The following is a 17544-nucleotide window of genomic DNA, read 5'->3' on the forward strand; positions in this document are numbered from 1 at the left end:
GGGCTTAATACCCCTTTCACTTATCTAAACTTGTTTTTAAGTTTGAATAGGTATTTTTGGTGAGTATAGAGCTTTCCCCAGAAGTTTTTATGCTTGGATTTTAGAAATACTATACCTTTATTACTTTTCCAAGAATGTTGATACCAGTGAGTCATGTAGCGAGGTGTATGACTATTTATATCTAATAGTTTCTTTCCATCATATGCATAAAAATAAGCTTGTTCATACAATCGACATGGTTCCAATTCTTGGAAACCATCGTGAGTTAACTTGTAGGATAAAACCTTAGGTCCCATATATAGTGAAGATGACATTATTTCGTTTTCATAGAAATGAACAAGTTTCGCCAATATTTTTGAGTTTTTATTGGCGTAAATTATTGCATTTCCAAGAAATTTATCACTTTCCCACCCAGCGGAAAAAGACAAATCATCAAATAGTGGGAAGGGATCTTTGGTAATTGTTACGTCTGTATCTAAATAGAGACCACCTTCCAAAGACAATATTTTTAGGCGTAAGTAATCGGTGACGAAAGCATAGAGTTTTCTCTTATAGCATTCTCGAGCAAAATCACAGCCATCTATCAAGTCGATTATTACAGGGTTATCATCTAACCAAAGTTTATAAGTAAATCCCTGTTTTTCCCAATCATCGATACATGCATTAGAGAAACTATTTGGAGTTCCTCCCAACCAGATCGCGTGAATTGTTCTATTTTGCTTCATTTTCAACCTCACCTTTGAATTTGTAACTATATAATATCCCGAGAGTTAGTGTATGAATTAAAACTCCACTTTTTACAAAAATATATGACTCAAAAATGTTTATAACACCCAACAATGAGTATAGGCATACAGCAAGAATTAGTACTTCCTTCCCGCCATTATTTTTCACAACACTGAAAACATAAAAATATAAATAGCCTATCAATAATATACCAAGTAAACCATAGGACGCTACAATCTCCATGTAGCTATTATGAAGATGTCTAAATTTTTTCTTTTTATATATTTTCTTGTGATCAGAATGTTCTAATATGTATTTATTTGCATTATTTCCTAGACCAAAAATCGGGTTGTATAGGGATTGTTTAACAGTATCTATCCAGAAATGAAAGCGGAAGCCTACAGGTGTGTAAGGTATATTCTCAGAGAGATGAGCTAATTTTTTAACCATGTTTTCTCTTAAACTTAAACGCTCGAGTAGTTCTTGCTCTTGGTTCAAGTCTTCTACTTTCTTCGTTAAAGGTAACTTAGGTTTAGCTGTTATAGGGCGTGACTTTTCATTATTAACTTCAACATTATGTTCATATTTTTTTTGAAAGACTTCAGCTTCGGATTTTACTCGGGGCATGGAAGAGTAAATAAAGCTACCAATTGTTAACACAGTAATTGAAACAGTAAAAGCTAAGTTCTTTTTACTATTTTTACCGCCGTAATAGATTAAAATTGAAAATGGTATTACTAATGCGACATAAGCTGAACGAGACTGAGTTCCCATCAATAGAAAAATGACTATTGCTGAAAGTATTAGTAATAATGTCATATATTTTATGTTGGACGCTAACTTTGAAGTCAGATACGTAATTATGGCTAAAGACGTAGCAAGAAGAGCTGCTGAATGGTTTGCATTCATGAAATGGTAATCAGTTCTTAAACCACTAATGACCTTTATGAAATCGGCATGAATGTTCTTTGAGTGCAGTAAACACGTAAGTATAGTACCGATAACAAAAGCAAGCATCGTGGCATTTATTTTCTTTTGATTGCCTTTGAGCCATAGTGCAACTGTAAAGAATATAAATAGGTAACCCAACCAAGTAAGTGATAACTCATTGGGATAAGTAGGGTCTAAGAGGTGTAAGTTATACCAACTGATCGTTTGTAAGAGAATTGATAACAAGAAAAGCTGTACTACACGGCACTTTAAAATATTGACCTTATGTAGGTATAAAGCACCTAAAGTTCCTAGATATAGTAGAGCTTGAAAGACATCACCAAGATAACGATAAGATGTTTTAAACATGAAGTACCCCAAAATACTTATAAGCATAATTAGGCTAAACAAGTTGTTGTTTTTTTGTGACAAATTCAAGGTGATAATTACTTATAAGGGTTGGTATGGGTTTCAGGGCGAGTCTTAAGCAGTCTTAAGATCCACATATATTGCTCTGGGTTTTTGCTCACGTAATTTTCAATACATTGGTTCATCATACGTGCGTCCTCTTCTTCGCTTCCTGTTGGGAAGGGTAGAGCAGGGTAGAAGTCCAAGGCGTATTGGCCTGTACTGCTATCGTATTGAGCAAACAAGGGCACAATTTTAGCTTTACTGAGTTTTGATAGGCGACCAAGGCCTGAGATAGTTGCTTTTTGAGTCGCGAAAAAGTCAACGAAGACACTGTGCTCACGGCCAAGATCTTCATCAGGGAGGTAGTAACCCAGGTACCCATCACGTACCGACTTGATGAAAGGTTTGATACCACCGCTGCGATCATAAACACGACCGCCGTATTGCACGCGCTGTCGGTGCATTAGCCAGTCACTGAGTTTGTTTTTTTGTGCTTTCGCCATCGCAGATACAGGTAAATTGCGTGAAGCTAATAATACCGCTGGGATATCGATAGCCCATGTGTGTGGCACCAGCAAGATCACATTCTCGCCACTGTCTGTAATATCGGTTAGATTGCTCAGGCCGTTTATCGCAGTGTTATTCTCTAGCCAAGTTTTACTCTTGAGTGTCAGTGAAGCAAATCCCATCAAAAATGAGATGGAAGTAACGTATGACTGATAGAGAGTTTCTTCGCGCTCTTCGATAGATTGCTCAGGGAAACACATCTCAAGATTCACTCGAGCCCGGCGGTTAGCCTTATTCTTAATTTTTACAGCTTGCTTAGCCATAAACTTAGCTAATGCTAAACGAATGCTATTAGGTAAGAAGCAGACTAAAGACGATAACAAAACAGCAATCCAAGTTCCCCAGTATTTAGGTGCTAGAAAACCCCATTCAAACTCAGGATTGTAAGCTTTTGGATCAAAATCATTGCGTTGTGTGGTCATTCATTCACTACATTATTTAAATCAGAGAGTTAACTTAATATCGGTCACTCTGGGAATGATTATATTCGTTAGACATTCCCAATAATACACGCTAAAAGTAGGGTGTATTATTGGTCCTAATCTGAAATATACCGTTAAGCGTTTACGATCTTCATGTACTCAGCAACGCCATCGGCTACTGCTTTAAACTCGATATCGCAACCTGTACCGCGAAGCTTCGTTAGGTCTGCTTGAGTGAATTCTTGGTAAGCACCTTTTAAATGCTCAGGGAAAGGAATCGTTTCGATTTCGCCTTTACCATGGTGCTTGATAACTGCCTTGGCGACTTCTTCAAACGACTCAGCATTGCCGGTGCCTAGGTTAAAGATGCCAGAAACACCATTTTCTAAGAACCACAGGTTTACTGCTGCAACATCACCGACATACACAAAATCACGCTTAAAGGTTTCGCTACCTGCGAACAATTTCGGGTTTTCACCGGAATTCATTTGGTTGTTTAGGTGGAAAGCGACAGAGGCCATGCTGCCTTTGTGTTGCTCGCGTGGACCATAAACATTGAAGTAACGAAACCCTACGATTTGCGAAAGCTTTTCGTTGTGTGCTGCTGCATCCGCGGTTAAGCGGCGAACGTAGTTATCAAATTGTTGTTTTGAATAGCCGTAGACATTCAATGCACCTTCGTACTCTCGTTCTTCAATGAAAGTGTCGGTTTCACCGTAAGTTGCAGCTGAAGAGGCATACAAGAAAGGAATTTCACGTTCAACACAGTAATGGAGTAGCTCTTTTGAGTATTCATAGTTGTTGAGCATCATGTATTTGCCATCCCACTCAGTGGTAGCAGAGCATGCTCCTTCATGGAAAACAGCTTCAATATGACCAAAATCATCACCGGCCATGACTTGAGTTAGGAAGTCATCACGATCCATGTAATCCGTGATGTCTAGGTCTACAAGGTTCTTAAATTTCTTACCATCTTTTAAGTTGTCGACGACTAGAATATCGTTGTGGCCCGCTTCATTAAGCGCCTTAACAATATTGCTGCCAATCATGCCAGCACCACCCGTTACGATAATCATAATTTTCTAACTCTTTTGAATACAAAACTGTCACGAGTATAGCAAGGAATGGATAAAGCGGGCTAGTGGAATAATTCCCCAACCAGAGTATGATACGGCAAGCTAAGTTATAAATTATGTTGAGTTAATTACTCAAAACTATAGGTATTATCATGAAGATTGCAGTAGCCGGTACTGGGTATGTGGGTCTATCAAACGCAATGCTGTTAGCACAACATCATGAAGTAGTCGCGGTAGATATCATCGATGAAAAAGTGACAATGCTGAATAATAAGCAGTCACCGATTGTAGATAATGAGATTGAGCACTTTCTATCAAATAAGACGCTGAACTTCATGGCAACAACGGATAAAGCCGCTTACAAAAATGCTGAATTTGTCATCATTGCTACACCTACCGATTATGACCCTAAAAACAATTATTTTGATACCAGCTCTGTAGAATCTGTCATCAAAGACGTCATGGAGATCAATCCTGATGCGGTGATGGTTATTAAATCAACGGTGCCGGTTGGCTATACCGAGCGTATTAAGCAAGAGCTGAACTGCGAAAACGTCATGTTCTCACCGGAGTTTTTGCGTGAAGGCAAGGCCCTGTACGATAATCTACACCCATCACGTATTATCGTTGGTGAATGTTCTGAACGCGCTAAAGTGTTTGCGAATCTGCTGGTTGAAGGCGCAGAAAAAGAAAGCATCGATGTTTTGTTTACTAACTCAACAGAAGCAGAAGCAGTAAAACTGTTCTCAAATACCTACCTAGCGATGCGAGTTTCTTATTTCAATGAGCTTGATTCTTACGCGGAAGCGCATGGCTTGGATTCTCGTCAGATCATCGAAGGTGTTGGCTTAGACCCTCGAATTGGCAGTCACTACAACAACCCTTCGTTTGGCTACGGTGGCTACTGCTTACCCAAAGATACCAAACAGCTATTAGCGAACTACCAAGATGTACCAAACAACATTGTCGGTGCCATTGTCGATGCTAACCGTACTCGTAAGGACTTCATTGCGGATTCAATTATTAAGCGCTCGCCTAAAATTGTCGGTATTTATCGTTTGATCATGAAGGCGGGCTCTGACAATTTCCGTGCTTCTTCCATCCAAGGGATCATGAAGCGTTTAAAAGCCAAAGGCATCGAAGTCGTCGTGTTTGAACCGGTATTGAAAGAAGAGCACTTCTTTAACTCGAAAGTCTATTCTGATCTTGCTGAGTTCAAAGCGGTGTCCGATGTGATTGTTTCTAATCGAATGGTAGAAGAGATCGCAGACGTTGCAGATAAGGTTTACACGCGAGACCTCTTTGGCAGTGATTGATCTGGTTTTATTTTAGCTAATGCTAATTAGACCAGATGTTAACAGCTCGATCTATCCGTTTAGTGGCGATATACTGAACCTCTAAACGGATAGGGATACTAATAACTAATGAAAACACGTGACAAGATTGTTTACGCTGCTCTAGAGCTTTTTAATGAGCACGGTGAGCGTAGTATTACGACCAATCATATTGCTGAGCATATCGAGATTAGCCCTGGTAACCTCTACTACCATTTCCGCAACAAGCAAGAAATTGTCCGTGACATCTTTACTCTCTATTCGACAGAGTTACTTGAAAGGTTCACACCGATTCAAGGCCAACAAGAAAGCCTGACGTTACTAAAGACTTACTTAGATTCTATCTTCACACTGATGTGGAAGTACCGATTCTTCTATGCGAATCTGCCTGAAATATTGTCACGTGATGAAAAACTCCACCTTGATTACATGGCCGTACAAGAAAAGCTGCAAACGAATCTTGTCGATATCATGCGAGCCTTCGTTGAGTTGAACCTGCTCAAAGCAACGGATACGGAAATGAAATCGATGGTCACTTCTCTTCACTTGATCGCATCGGGTTGGTTGGCGTATCAGTCTGCGATGTCTCCAAAAGCCCAAATTACCGAGCAAGTCGTTCATCAAGGAATGCTGCAGATGATAGCGACCGTTAAACCAATTGCGACCGCGCAAGGTTTTGAACAGCTGACATTGTTGGAAGATGGTGTAAGGGCGTTGAACTCTAAATAGAAAGAGACGAGTAAGCGGTATACGGGATTCGAAGAAAGATACTCGCATCCCGTATCTGCTCTTTACCTAACCAACCAACTCTTTGGATTCTGAGCTTGGCTGTTTCTACGAATTTCAAAGTACAATGATGGGCGTGTTTGGCCGCCAGTGTCACCTGCAAGCGCGATGGCTTCACCCGCTTTAACCTTGTCACCTTCTTTCTTTAGTAGTGCTTGGTTAAAGCCATAGAGCGTCATATCACCTTTACCATGGTCGAGAAGAACCACTAAACCATAACCGCGCAGATACTCGGCAAATACCACCGTGCCTGAGTAAACCGATTTCACCTGCTGACCGTACTTGGCGTTGATCACCATGCCTTTCCAGTTGATTTGACCCGTTTGGCGAGAACCGTAGCTATGTAGAACTTTATCTTTGATCGGCCAAGGTAGCTTACCTTTACGTTTTGCTAGGCCATCCATCGGGACGGCATTACGTCGTTCTCGAGCCGCTTTTTCTGCTTTTGCTATTTCAGCTTTCAGGCGAGTTTCATTTCGCTGAAGTTCAGCCAAGTAATTTTTGTCGCCAGAAATATTCTTCTTAATACTGCCAACGGTTTTCTTACGTTGTGTTTGAGTCTGAGACAACTTGTCACGCTTGGTGGTTTGCTGTTTTAACAATGTTGCGATTTGTTCTTGCTCGAGTTGACGCTGTTTGTGGCTTTCTTCTAATTCAAGTTGCGTCTGTTCAATCGTTTTAATGGTTGCGGAGCGAGCTTTGGCAAGGTGCTGGTAATAATGACTGATGCGATCTTCTTCTACACCGGTGTTGAGAATGTGAGAAGAAGCCTTAGCTCGACTCGTCATGTAGTAAGTCTGAATGAGCTGCTCTAACTTGTCTGTCTGGACTTTTTTCTGAGCCGTAAGCGCTTTAATCTTTGTGTCTAAATTAGCAATATTAGCATTAGCGGTATTGAGCTGCTTTTTACTGTCTAGAATCGCTTTTTCAAGTGAAGCGATGGACAGCTCCTGCTTCTTGAGGTTTGCCTGTAGGCTATCGAGTTTCTTTTGCTGGGAAGAGAGCGCTTTCTGTTGACGAGAGATTTCGCTTGATACGCCTTTCAGTTCCCCCTGAGAGGCGGCAAATGACGATGTAGATAAAAGAGCAACACAAAGGCTGGCAGATATCAAAAGAGTCCGGTTAATGGCTCGAATTTGTTTCATCATTATCGTCATTTTGCTCTTATTCATGATCAACAGCTGCTTTTAAATCTTTTTGCATCTCGGCTATCGGTTATTCGTTGAATCCCGAACCTGCTCTTAAATCCCATCACCATGGATGAAGTTCTGAGAGCGACCGTTAAACCCCTGATCCATGTCTAAAGATGGTTTGTCAGTTTTAGGTTTACCTACGATCTTTGCTGGCACGCCCGCCACGGTAGTATGAGGTGGTACAGCCTGCAGAACTACAGAGCAAGAGCCAATCTTAGCGCCTTCACCCACTTCAATATTGCCAAGGATTTTAGCGCCAGCACCAATCATTACGCCTTCGCGGATCTTAGGGTGACGATCGCCACCTTCTTTCCCCGTACCACCTAAAGTAACGTCTTGAAGAATCGATACATCATTTTCAACGACAGCGGTTTCACCAATCACAATACCTGTCGCGTGGTCGAGCATGATCGCTTTACCGATACGAGCCGCTGGGTGAATATCCACTTGGCAAGCAACCGAAATTTGGTTCTGTAGGTAAGTGGCAAGCGCAATACGGCCTTGCATCCACAACCAGTTAGCCACTCGGTAACCTTGAAGAGCGTGGTAGCCTTTTAGATAAAGCAGAGGCATCGAGTACATCTCAACCGCAGGGTCTCGATTTACCGTCGCGCAAATATCACAAGCGGCCGCATCAATAATCGATTGGTCCTGCTTGAATGCTTGTTCAACCACTTCACGCACTGCCATTGCTGGCATTGATGCTGTTTTTAGCTTATTTGCTAGGATGTAGCTAAGCGCAGCGCCTAAGCTTTCGTGGTTGATAATGGTGGCATGGTAAAAACTCGCAAGCATAGGTTCTTGCTCTGACTGCTGTCGAGCTTCCTTCACAATGCATTGCCAAACCTTTTGCTGTTCACAGTGTTTCATTTTTCCATCCATTTTATCTATTTCATTCCACGACTTAATAAGCGATGTTATCGCTCTGACTTCTTGTCTCGAGCAAGCAGATCTTGCGCAGCTAAGTGTGCATCCTTTCCTTGATACAGCACTTGGTAAATTTGTTCAACAATTGGCATCTCAACGCCCATACGTTCTGATAGTAACCAAACTTCTTTAGTGTTGCGATAGCCTTCTACCACCTGGCCAATTTCTTCTTGTGCAGTATCAACATCTTTACCGGAACCTAACGCTAAACCGAAGCGACGGTTACGCGATTGGTTATCAGTACAGGTTAGTACTAAGTCACCCAACCCTGCCATGCCCATGAAGGTTTCTGGTTGCGCCCCAAGAGCTGCACCTAATCGGCTCATCTCAGCTAAACCGCGAGTGATAAGCGCGGTACGTGCATTGGCACCAAAGCCAATACCATCCGACATGCCTGCGCCAATTGCGATAACGTTCTTCACTGCGCCGCCAAGCTGCATACCAATGAAATCTGAGTTTGCGTACACGCGGAATGTTTTACCGCAGTGAATTTTTTCTTGAAGCTCTTCTAAGAAAACTTCATCTGGTGAAGCGACAGAGATAGCCGTTGGCATGCCCATCGCTAACTCTTTGGCAAAAGTAGGCCCTGATAGAACCGCTAGCGAGTACCCATCCCCCAGCACATCGTGCGCGACATCTTTAAGTAAGCGGCCTGTTTCTGGCTCTAGGCCTTTGGTCGCCCAACAGATGCGAGAATCCGTACCTAAGTAAGGTTTCAGGCTGTTTAGAACAATACCAAACACGTGGCTAGGTACAACAACGAGAAGGTCACGACTTGCTGTTACTGCTTTCTCAAGATCGGATTCGATGATTAGGCTTTCTGGAAAGTCGATATTTGGCAGGAACTCATTATTAGCGCGCTCAGATTCAAGGCGAGCCATATGAGCAGGGTCATGCCCCCAAAGAACAACGTTTGCACCGTTACGCGCTAGAGAGATAGCTAAAGAGGTTCCGTAAGAACCTGCACCAATGACAGTCATGGCGATCTCTTTTCCGTAAGCGCTGTCTTTACCGTAAGCGTCTGTCGTGTTGGTCGGGTGAGTTGTGTCTGTCATGCTTCCACCTAAAAATATTGAGGGAAATCGAAGAATTCTGGAAAAGCTTTCCACTAAAATAAGAAGAGCTTTCAACTTTAGTACAGTGTAAAGAAAAAATGCACATCGCAGAAGTTGCGATGTGCATTTAAAAGCGAACTAGCGCTTGAATCGTTAGAGTTAAGTTCTACTTTGAGACTTAAGCCTGTTCGCCTTCAGCTTGCTGAGCTTGGTTCTGTAGGTAGTTCATGAACAAAGCATCGAAGTTTACAGGTGCTAGGTTCAGTTGTGGGAACGTACCTTTAACCACTAGGCTAGAAATCGTTTCACGAGCGTATGGGAACAGGATGTTCGGGCAGAATGCACCAAGGCAATGAGCCAGTTGACCAGCTTCCATTTCGCTTGCAGAGAAGATACCGCCTTGCTGAACTTCACAAAGGAATGCTGTGTCTTCTGCGTTCTTAACTGTAACCGTTAGACGTAGAATTACTTCGTACACGCCTTCGCCAAGTTCACGGCTTTGAGTGTCTAGATCCAGTTTTACATCTGGGTTCCACTCTTTTTGAAACATGTCTGGAGAGTTTGGCGCTTCGAAAGATACGTCTTTTAGGAAGATACGTTGGATTGCGAAGTTTTGTTGTGCGTCTTGTTGTGCTGCTTCAGCCATTTTCTTGTCCTTAAAAATTTAAATTAGGTTTTGTTCGTCATATCTGCCGGACAAAACCTTAAAGTCATATTCGTTGAATCAGGTCAGCTTACTTCTTGCCTTTAACCTATTTTTTACCTTTAACTAAAGGTAGATTCGCTTCGCTCCAAGCCACTAAGCCACTTTTCAGTACGCTTACGTTTTCGAAGCCTGCTTTAACCAGCAAGTTAGCGCTTTCTTGAGCAGTTTGACCTGTCTTGCATACTACGATGATTGGGTCAGCTTTACGGCTTTCAAGGCTTCCCAAGTTATTTGATTTGATGTCTGACGGTAAAATGTGAAGTGCGTCAGTAATATGGCCCTTTTTGAACTCATCTTTAGTACGAATATCAACCACAATGCCGTTTTCACGGTTGATCAGCTGTGTAGTTTGCGCTGCCGTGATCTCTTTGTAGGCTGCGTTTGATGTTTTGATTACGTTCGCAATGATGGCAACAACCAAGCCAACCCATACGATGGCTAAAATCATATTCTCTTGAACAAATGGAACTAACTCTTGCATGTCTTGAACTCTTATTCGTTATTGGGCGAAAAAATTATAGATTAGGAGTATAACGACAATAGAAATGAGAATACATAAGAAGTACGACTTTCTCTAAAGAGGGCGTCTTTTTAAATTGGGGAGAGGCTTTGCCCGTGGTATTAGGTTATTCTCATATTTTAGTTTATAATTTTGCCCCGTTTATAAGTTCGTGTTCTAAAGGTCAAAAATGTCGAAATATACAAACATAGCTGTGATTTTAGCCGGTGGCGTGGGTAGCCGATTTGGTGGAGACTTGCCAAAACAATTTGTAAAATTATCAGGTAAAACAGTTTTTGAGCACACTTTAGCCGCTTTTGAAGAACATGCGCTTATCGACGAAATCGTTGTCGTTTGTAAGGCCGAGTACATTGAAAGGGTTGAGAATATTGTCAACTTGCAATCTTCAAGCAAGGTGACCAATATCGTTGGTGGTGGCAAGGAGCGGGCAGACTCGACTCGTTCGGCGCTAGCATGTATCAAAGCAAGGCATGAGGCTTCTAAGGTTAAGGTTCTTATCCATGATAGTGTAAGGCCATTCATTTCAAGCGATATCATTAACCGCTGTATTCATGACCTTGACGAGCATGAATCTGTCGACGTAGCGGTTCCATGTACAGACACCATCATTAAAGTCAAAGGTGGCTGTATTGCTGACATTCCGAAACGTAGTGAGCTATACCAGGGACAAACACCTCAGGGCTTTAAGCTGTCAACATTGCTTCATGCTTATGAACTTATGGCCCAAGATCCTGATTTTGTGGTTACTGACGATTGCGGAGTTGTTAAGCACTTCCTACCTGAAGTGGGTATCAAGGTAGTATATGGTGATTACAATAATATTAAAATCACCAATCCAAATGATATCCAAGTTGCTGATATTCTTTTCCAACTTAATCAGAAAGATGTCGCCAACTTGCCAGTTGACCTGACTAAGTTTAAAGATAAGGTTGTCGTAATTTTCGGTGGTAGTTACGGTATTGGCAAGAGCGTGATCGAAAAACTCGATGGCAGCGGTGCTTTAATTTACTCGTTCTCTCGTACCGAGACGGGAGCATCGATCACTGACTCTGCGGCAATTGAAAAATTCTTAGCTGATATCCATGTTAAGCATGGCAGAATTGATGCGATCGTGAACACAACCGGCAGCTTGAACAAGAAACCACTTGCTCAAACGACCGAGGTTGAAATCCGCGAAGATATTGATGTTAACCTTATCTCAAACTTCAATTTGGCGCGCATTGGTTTCAATTATCTCAAAGAAACCAAAGGCAGCTTGATTTTGTTCAGTTCTAGCTCTTATACCCGCGGTCGTGCGTTCTACTCGGTTTACTCATCGACAAAAGCAGCGATTGTCAACCTGACCCAGGCGTTAGGCGAAGAATGGGCACCACATAATGTTCGAATCAACTGTGTAACGCCAGATCGTACAAAAACACCGATGCGAGAAAAGAACTTTGGTATTGAATGCCAGTCAACGTTACTAACGCCGGAAGAAGTTGCAGACGTTACATTGATTGCTCTGACAAATGATGTCACTGGAGTGAATTTTAGATGTCAGTTGTAAGTGATTACTTTTTCAAAAAAGGGGTTAAAAAAACTTTTGCCCTTGGACGTATTATTTTGAAAAAAGCTCAAGCCCATCTACATGATGGGCTAAGCCATAAAGAGAAAATTAGCACTCCTATTGTTTTGCACCATTGCGGGACAGCAAAAAGCTTATACCAAGTTAGGATGTGGTTACCTGTTATTGAGCAACTTGGTAATGATGTAGTAATTGTAGTTCGGAAATTACACGGGTTAGAATTGGAAGATGAAACTAATATTCCAGTTTTATACATACCTAAAGCGGGTGATATTTCTAATTTAGTTTCTGCACCTGATGTTAAAGTTGTTCTCTATACAGCGAATACTGGGAACAATATCCATCTTGTCCGTGATCTTGATATAAAACATGTTTTTATTGGACACGGTGATAGTGACAAATTATCCAGTGCTCATAACTTATTCAAAATGTATGATCACTCTTTTGTTGCCGGAGATGCGCATATAGATAGATTTAAGCGAAATAATATTACCCTTCCCGATAATTATTTCTTTAAGGTAGGACGCCCTAATGTTGCGATTCAGATGGCTGACATGCAAGTAGGCGATGGTTCACCTAAAAAGAAAACTGTTTTATATGCACCAACATGGGAAGGCGCTCATTCAGATTCCAGCTATTCATCAGTAGTTGTTATGATGGAGTCCTTACTTGAGCAGTTAGTTGCTATTGATTTGGATGTAATTGTCCGTCTACATCCTTTTACTGGTACAGTTAATAAAGCCTTTTCAGCTAAAGTTGAAGAATTAAAGCAAAAATATCAAGAAAATAGTTCAGTAGTTTTTGATTCTGCATCTGATATATACATGCAAATGAGTCGGTCTGATCTGTTAATCTCTGATGTATCAAGTGTTATATCAGATTATTTGTATTTTAATAAACCTATCTACATCACTAACCCGTACAAGGAAGAGGATTTTGAAGAAGCCTTTCCTATAGCAAAGTGTTGCAATGTTATTCATGGAAAAGATGTTAAATATTTTTTCAGCAATAATGATCCTGTAGATAATAGGTATAAGGAAAGGCAAGAGTATCGTCAATATGTCATGGGTGAGTGTCCCGAAAATGCATTTGATGAATTTAAACTAGCTCTATATTCATTGACTGGAAAATAATAGACATAACAACGGTGTTGAATTTTTATCAACACCGTTTTGGTGGCTGATTTTGAATAAATACACATTACTAAGAATATATCGTTTTTTTTCTACTTTATTATTGGGTTTATTATGTATTCCAATGCAGAAAGAAAAGCGAATTATTTTTATGTCTTCCTTTAAAGGAGATTTTACTTCAAATTCAAAATATTTATTTGAAGACTATATTGCTAATAATTCTTATTATCAGTGTAAGTTTGTTATTAGGGATGCTGAAGAGAGAGCTAAGCTGACAGAAGAGTATGGCGATTATTTTATCAGTAACAATACATTAGCTGATAAAATCTATTGTCTTCGATCTGCTGTGTGGGTTTGTTCGTACTTTGATATGCCAGTTCAAGGTTTTGGTTTGGCGATAAATCGAACTGTTTTACACCTTGGCCATGGCATTCCAGTTAAAGCTTCTGGGCTACTTGAGAGTAAGGTTAGTGTACTAAAGCGTATCTATTATTATTTAAATCAATCAAACTTCACTTATCATTTTGCACCGACAGAAGAGGTGGCAAAAATTCTCTCTAATATGTTTGGCTGCCCAATAAAAAAATTCATATATGCTTCACAGCCAAGAACGGACAGAATTATTGAATTGAGTAGAAATGACTCTATTACTGACAGTTCTCGTAAAGTTTTATATGCACCAACATGGCGTTACAATGAGAAGCCATCATTTTTTAAATTTGATGACTTAAATCTTATGGAGTTGGATTGTTTCTTGCGGCAAAACAATATTTTTTTATACTATCGGCCACACCCTTTATTTCTACCTGAAGATCAAAGCTTTCTTTCGGAAAATATAAAGTTGTCGACACCAGTGACAGAGCCGGAAATTAATGATTTTTTGCATACTTATGATGCTATAATCTCTGACTATTCAAGTATAGTGATTGATTACTTAATACTTGATAGATCAATAGCAATTTATGACTATGACTGTGAACAATATAGAGAAGAGAATGGTTTCTGTTATGACTTCGATGAGTTTTGTCCTGGCGTTAGAATTAGAACTCAAGCAGATTTAATTGAATTTCTAACAGACACCCAATCAAGTGATGATATGCGACTAAAAAGGAAAGCTATTTCTGAACGTTTTAATGGTAAAATGAATAACTCTGTGAAGGTTTTTAAAGACGAGGTTCTTGGACAAGAGTATGTTAAATAAAACAAAAAGTATTATAGCCACATACAAAAGATTTAGCATTAACTCATTGTTCATGGCATCTTTTTATATTGCGCTAAACCGCTTGATGAAAGTCGTCATCATGATTGTACCACTTCAGTTTGTGCTAATCATGGGGACAAACTCGGTACCACATAAACTACAAGCGTTATTGCCTGATTTTTTAACCAATGATTTGGCTTTTTTATTGGTATTGATGATAAGTGGCTTTGTTTTTTTACTCCTCTCTTATATGTTTGTAAATTACAAAAGCACTAGTTGTAAGAAAAAGAGCCTAGCAGAGAAGCATAAGGAATACCCAGATTTCATTAAATCAGTTAATAAAGCAAAAGAGTTTTTTTCTAAGTCAGTAGAAGTTCAGGCAGATATTTTATTGAATGTATTTTGCCTCTCAGTTATTGCAGTATTTAATGTTCCATACTTTATTTTTTGTACTCTAGTTGTAGCGGTCAGTCTGTATATTTTTGATGAACTCCTTGTTGAGATAATGTCAAAGAATATTGAGTTTTATACTGAAGTTTATTCATTGGTAATGTATATTATAATGGTGGGTTATTTGGCATATACGGCATATACACATCAAGGAAACATACTCCATCTAGTTCCAATATTTTTTGTATCTAGAATGATTGTTGTATCGATACCAAGATTGACAAAAAATATCACATCAATAAAGAAATTTAAAATTGTGTCTCAAATTTAGTGAATGATGGAGTTGGGAGTAAAATGAGTACTTTATCAATATTAATTCCAGTTTATAATGCAGAAAAAACTATTTCACGCTGTATAGACAGTGTATTGAAAAATAATATAGATCTTGAAATCATTCTTATTGATGATAAATCAAATGATAGCTCAACTGATATCATTAATAAATATGCTCTTCGAGATAGTCGTATTCAGCTGATAATTAATGAAGAAAACAAAGGTATCCTTTACAATAGATTGAAACTAATAAAGGAAGCGAAAGGGAATTACCTTTTTTTCTTAGATTCTGATGATTACTTGGAAGAAAAAGCATTAGAGTCTTTATTGACTTTAGCTGTTGAAGAAAATGCAGATGTTGTTGAAGGTAAAAGATTTAAAATTTCTGAGTTACCCGATGCTGAACCATCAATGCATGATAAACCAAGTGATGTTATTATTTATGATCAAAAAGATAGCCTTCAAGCAATAGGTTGCTGGGGCAAGTCAGATAACATTAGCTATTCTATTCACAACAAAGTAATTAAAACGGATTTACTTGCAGATTTTTCTGAAGAATATAGTTCAATACCTGACATATTTGAAGATGTAATCATGAATATGTTCTTGATTAAAAACTTGAAATGTAAATATATAATTTCATCAGAGTATTCATATTATTATTGCTTTAATCCTAATTCAGTTACAAGGAATACAGAGAAAGTAATTTCAAGCTTTGATAAAGCAATTTCATATATATTTAATATTCTCGTTAAAGAAATCAATACTATTGAGTCAAAGTTAGCGTATAGAAGATTTCTAAAGAATATAGCATCAAGCTATATAGTTAATAGACTTCACTCTGATAATCCATCTATGAATAGGATGCGTCAATTATATACTAACTATATTGACTGTATTGCACGTAATCAGCAATATTTTGATGAGCAGTCATTGCATCTTGTAATATCAAAGCTTGCTTCTAATGCTATATTGAAGGCGGGAATGAAAGATACTTTTTCATTAGTTAAAAGTAAACTAGATATTGAATATGATGAGTTGTTTGAAATAGTAGTAAAATCTAAACCACAAAGAGTAGTTAAGTTTAGAAAAACAACAAAAAATGAAATAATAAATTACCTGAAGTATATGTATAATAGGCATAATTTTTCAGGCTTGATTCGCACTGTTTATGATAAACTACTTTCAACCAATAAAAAATCAGTAGATATTGTACCGACTTCCAATTTAACGGATGTTATCGTTATAGATTATCCAGGAATGGATGAATGCAAGAAATTTGTTGTTCCTTATTTAAACATGAATGTATTCTGTACAAATTCATGGGATGTATCGAAAGAAACAATAGAAAAACTGAAGGAAGCAAGACTTGTAATAACATCCGTTCCATACTCGCCTTTAAGCAAATATGGTAAAGGAAAGAAAGTATTTAATGTTTGGCATGCGTCAGGTCTTTTTAAGAAGTTTGGTCGTCATGATCCTACATTCTTTAGTTCTAATTATGGTCAAACAGATTATATGATTTGCTCAAGCGAACCAATACAAGCAGAATATGCTGATACGATGTGCTTAAACAAAGCTGATGTTTTCCCTGTAGGAACACCAAGAACTGACCTTTACTTTAATTCTAACCAATCATCTCAATTAAGAGATGAGTTTTTCGAGACATATCCAAATTTAAAAGGTAAGAAAATTTATATGTATATGCCTACATATAGAGAACTGCCTAGTCGTTGTTTGTTCTTAGATCTTGATTTGGAAAAAATCTCAAGCCAGCTTAATGATGATGAAGTGATACTTTTCAAACATCACCCAGCCGTCTATCAGCGTATATTAAAGAAAGGAACACCTGTTGGTATTACTAATTTGGTTGAGAAAGGGAGGATTATTGACGTTTCATCTGAAGATACGACTAAGTTAACTATAATATCTGACGTGTTCATTACAGATTATTCTTCGGCATTTTATGAGGCAATGCTATTGAATAAGCCTATTGTTTTTTATGCTGAAGATTTAGAAAATTATGAGCGAGGATTTTATTTTGATTATGATGAATTACCTGGTAATAAAGTTCTGAACCCTTCTACTGATGAGTTATTACAATCGATCAGGAATGCCGGTAATTTTGATAAAGTCAAATATGACAACTTCAAGGGTTTTTATTTATCTTCTTGCGATGGAAAAAGTGGCATGCGAACAGCTGATGTTATAAATAAAATTTATAAAGACTTGCAATAATTATCAAGTGTAGAATATTGGCCTCAATATTG

The 17544-nt window shown here is 38.9% G+C and carries 16 protein-coding genes; 7 read left to right on the forward strand and 9 right to left on the reverse strand.

The annotated features are described in order from the left end of the window. Positions 1–20 precede the first annotated feature (20 nt). The 4 genes from AB4167_RS13270 to rfaD form a co-directional block, all read right to left on the reverse strand. Positions 21–725, reverse strand: coding sequence for a glycosyltransferase family 32 protein (locus tag AB4167_RS13270; protein WP_136974374.1), 705 nt, complete (start codon positions 723–725; stop codon positions 21–23). Continuing rightward, the gene (locus AB4167_RS13275) at positions 712–2025 is read right to left on the reverse strand and encodes an O-antigen ligase (protein WP_240698152.1); all 1314 of its coding nucleotides are present in this window, start codon (positions 2023–2025) and stop codon (positions 712–714) included. The genes AB4167_RS13270 and AB4167_RS13275 overlap by 14 nt, the downstream gene beginning before the upstream one ends. Before the next feature lie 77 nt (positions 2026–2102). Next, positions 2103–3056 carry a lauroyl-Kdo(2)-lipid IV(A) myristoyltransferase gene (gene lpxM / locus AB4167_RS13280; RefSeq protein WP_136977358.1) on the reverse strand — a complete coding sequence of 318 codons (954 nt, stop codon included), beginning with the start codon at positions 3054–3056 and terminating at the stop codon, positions 2103–2105. A 134-nt stretch (positions 3057–3190) separates the two neighbouring features. Beyond that, positions 3191–4132 carry an ADP-glyceromanno-heptose 6-epimerase gene (rfaD, locus tag AB4167_RS13285; protein WP_136977356.1) on the reverse strand — a complete coding sequence of 314 codons (942 nt, stop codon included), beginning with the start codon at positions 4130–4132 and terminating at the stop codon, positions 3191–3193. 152 nt (positions 4133–4284) lie between these two features. Here rfaD and AB4167_RS13290 point away from each other — a divergent pair, with 152 nt between their 5' ends. Together AB4167_RS13290 and AB4167_RS13295 are read left to right on the forward strand one after the other, a co-directional pair. After that, complete coding sequence (locus tag AB4167_RS13290) at positions 4285–5448, forward strand: nucleotide sugar dehydrogenase (protein WP_136977354.1); 1164 nt, start codon at positions 4285–4287, stop codon at positions 5446–5448. A gap of 108 nt (positions 5449–5556) precedes the next feature. After that, positions 5557–6195: a TetR/AcrR family transcriptional regulator gene (locus tag AB4167_RS13295; RefSeq protein WP_017063104.1), complete on the forward strand. Its 639-nt coding sequence runs from the start codon at positions 5557–5559 to the stop codon at positions 6193–6195. Positions 6196–6257: 62 nt separating this feature from the next. On the opposite strand, the gene AB4167_RS13300 is transcribed toward AB4167_RS13295, so the two are convergent. From AB4167_RS13300 to AB4167_RS13320, 5 genes are all read right to left on the reverse strand, one after another. Continuing rightward, positions 6258–7409 (reverse strand): murein hydrolase activator EnvC, encoded by a 1152-nt coding sequence (locus AB4167_RS13300; RefSeq protein WP_136977417.1) that lies wholly within the window; start codon positions 7407–7409, stop codon positions 6258–6260. Between the two features lie 84 nt (positions 7410–7493). Next, positions 7494–8315 carry a serine O-acetyltransferase gene (gene cysE / locus AB4167_RS13305; protein WP_136977352.1) on the reverse strand — a complete coding sequence of 274 codons (822 nt, stop codon included), beginning with the start codon at positions 8313–8315 and terminating at the stop codon, positions 7494–7496. A gap of 47 nt (positions 8316–8362) precedes the next feature. After that, a complete protein-coding gene (gpsA, locus tag AB4167_RS13310) occupies positions 8363–9427 on the reverse strand; it encodes an NAD(P)H-dependent glycerol-3-phosphate dehydrogenase (RefSeq protein ID WP_136977350.1) in 1065 nt (354 codons plus the stop codon). A gap of 178 nt (positions 9428–9605) precedes the next feature. After that, positions 9606–10073 (reverse strand): protein-export chaperone SecB, encoded by a 468-nt coding sequence (secB, locus tag AB4167_RS13315; protein WP_009847959.1) that lies wholly within the window; start codon positions 10071–10073, stop codon positions 9606–9608. A 106-nt stretch (positions 10074–10179) separates the two neighbouring features. Next, on the reverse strand, positions 10180–10614 hold the full coding sequence (locus AB4167_RS13320) for a rhodanese-like domain-containing protein (protein ID WP_136977348.1): 435 nt from the start codon (positions 10612–10614) through the stop codon (positions 10180–10182). Positions 10615–10822: 208 nt separating this feature from the next. Between AB4167_RS13320 and ispD the strand changes: the two genes are divergently transcribed. From ispD to AB4167_RS13345, 5 genes are all read left to right on the forward strand, one after another. After that, on the forward strand, positions 10823–12199 hold the full coding sequence (gene ispD, locus AB4167_RS13325) for a 2-C-methyl-D-erythritol 4-phosphate cytidylyltransferase (RefSeq protein ID WP_136977346.1): 1377 nt from the start codon (positions 10823–10825) through the stop codon (positions 12197–12199). Then, the gene (locus AB4167_RS13330) at positions 12187–13350 is read left to right on the forward strand and encodes a CDP-glycerol glycerophosphotransferase family protein (protein ID WP_136977344.1); all 1164 of its coding nucleotides are present in this window, start codon (positions 12187–12189) and stop codon (positions 13348–13350) included. Before ispD ends, AB4167_RS13330 begins: the two co-directional genes overlap by 13 nt. 124 nt (positions 13351–13474) lie before the next feature. Next, a complete protein-coding gene (locus AB4167_RS13335; protein ID WP_136977342.1) occupies positions 13475–14551 on the forward strand; it encodes a CDP-glycerol glycerophosphotransferase family protein in 1077 nt (358 codons plus the stop codon). Next, positions 14541–15272: a hypothetical protein gene (locus tag AB4167_RS13340; RefSeq protein WP_136977340.1), complete on the forward strand. Its 732-nt coding sequence runs from the start codon at positions 14541–14543 to the stop codon at positions 15270–15272. The genes AB4167_RS13335 and AB4167_RS13340 overlap by 11 nt, the downstream gene beginning before the upstream one ends. A 23-nt stretch (positions 15273–15295) precedes the next feature. Next, the gene (locus tag AB4167_RS13345) at positions 15296–17512 is read left to right on the forward strand and encodes a CDP-glycerol glycerophosphotransferase family protein (protein WP_136977338.1); all 2217 of its coding nucleotides are present in this window, start codon (positions 15296–15298) and stop codon (positions 17510–17512) included. Positions 17513–17544: the final 32 nt, after the last annotated feature.

This window comes from Vibrio sp. 10N.286.49.E11, from assembly GCF_041469505.1.
Classification (GTDB): domain Bacteria; phylum Pseudomonadota; class Gammaproteobacteria; order Enterobacterales; family Vibrionaceae; genus Vibrio; species Vibrio crassostreae_C.

Bases quoted from the DNA above. Each gene is read 5' to 3' on its own strand.
- AB4167_RS13345 (WP_136977338.1), top strand. From the start codon at position 15,296: ATGAGTACTTTATCAATATTAATTCCAGTTTATAATGCAGAAAAAACT.
- AB4167_RS13340 (WP_136977340.1), top strand. From the start codon at position 14,541: ATGTTAAATAAAACAAAAAGTATTATAGCCACATACAAAAGATTTAGC.
- secB (WP_009847959.1), bottom strand. From the start codon at position 10,073: ATGGCTGAAGCAGCACAACAAGACGCACAACAAAACTTCGCAATCCAA.
- AB4167_RS13320 (WP_136977348.1), bottom strand. From the start codon at position 10,614: ATGCAAGAGTTAGTTCCATTTGTTCAAGAGAATATGATTTTAGCCATC.
- rfaD (WP_136977356.1), bottom strand. From the start codon at position 4,132: ATGATTATCGTAACGGGTGGTGCTGGCATGATTGGCAGCAATATTGTT.
- AB4167_RS13275 (WP_240698152.1), bottom strand. From the start codon at position 2,025: ATGTTTAAAACATCTTATCGTTATCTTGGTGATGTCTTTCAAGCTCTA.
- gpsA (WP_136977350.1), bottom strand. From the start codon at position 9,427: ATGACAGACACAACTCACCCGACCAACACGACAGACGCTTACGGTAAA.
- AB4167_RS13335 (WP_136977342.1), top strand. From the start codon at position 13,475: ATGCAGAAAGAAAAGCGAATTATTTTTATGTCTTCCTTTAAAGGAGAT.
- cysE (WP_136977352.1), bottom strand. From the start codon at position 8,315: ATGAAACACTGTGAACAGCAAAAGGTTTGGCAATGCATTGTGAAGGAA.
- AB4167_RS13290 (WP_136977354.1), top strand. From the start codon at position 4,285: ATGAAGATTGCAGTAGCCGGTACTGGGTATGTGGGTCTATCAAACGCA.
- AB4167_RS13330 (WP_136977344.1), top strand. From the start codon at position 12,187: ATGTCAGTTGTAAGTGATTACTTTTTCAAAAAAGGGGTTAAAAAAACT.
- AB4167_RS13270 (WP_136974374.1), bottom strand. From the start codon at position 725: ATGAAGCAAAATAGAACAATTCACGCGATCTGGTTGGGAGGAACTCCA.
- AB4167_RS13295 (WP_017063104.1), top strand. From the start codon at position 5,557: ATGAAAACACGTGACAAGATTGTTTACGCTGCTCTAGAGCTTTTTAAT.
- lpxM (WP_136977358.1), bottom strand. From the start codon at position 3,056: ATGACCACACAACGCAATGATTTTGATCCAAAAGCTTACAATCCTGAG.
- ispD (WP_136977346.1), top strand. From the start codon at position 10,823: ATGTCGAAATATACAAACATAGCTGTGATTTTAGCCGGTGGCGTGGGT.
- AB4167_RS13300 (WP_136977417.1), bottom strand. From the start codon at position 7,409: ATGACGATAATGATGAAACAAATTCGAGCCATTAACCGGACTCTTTTG.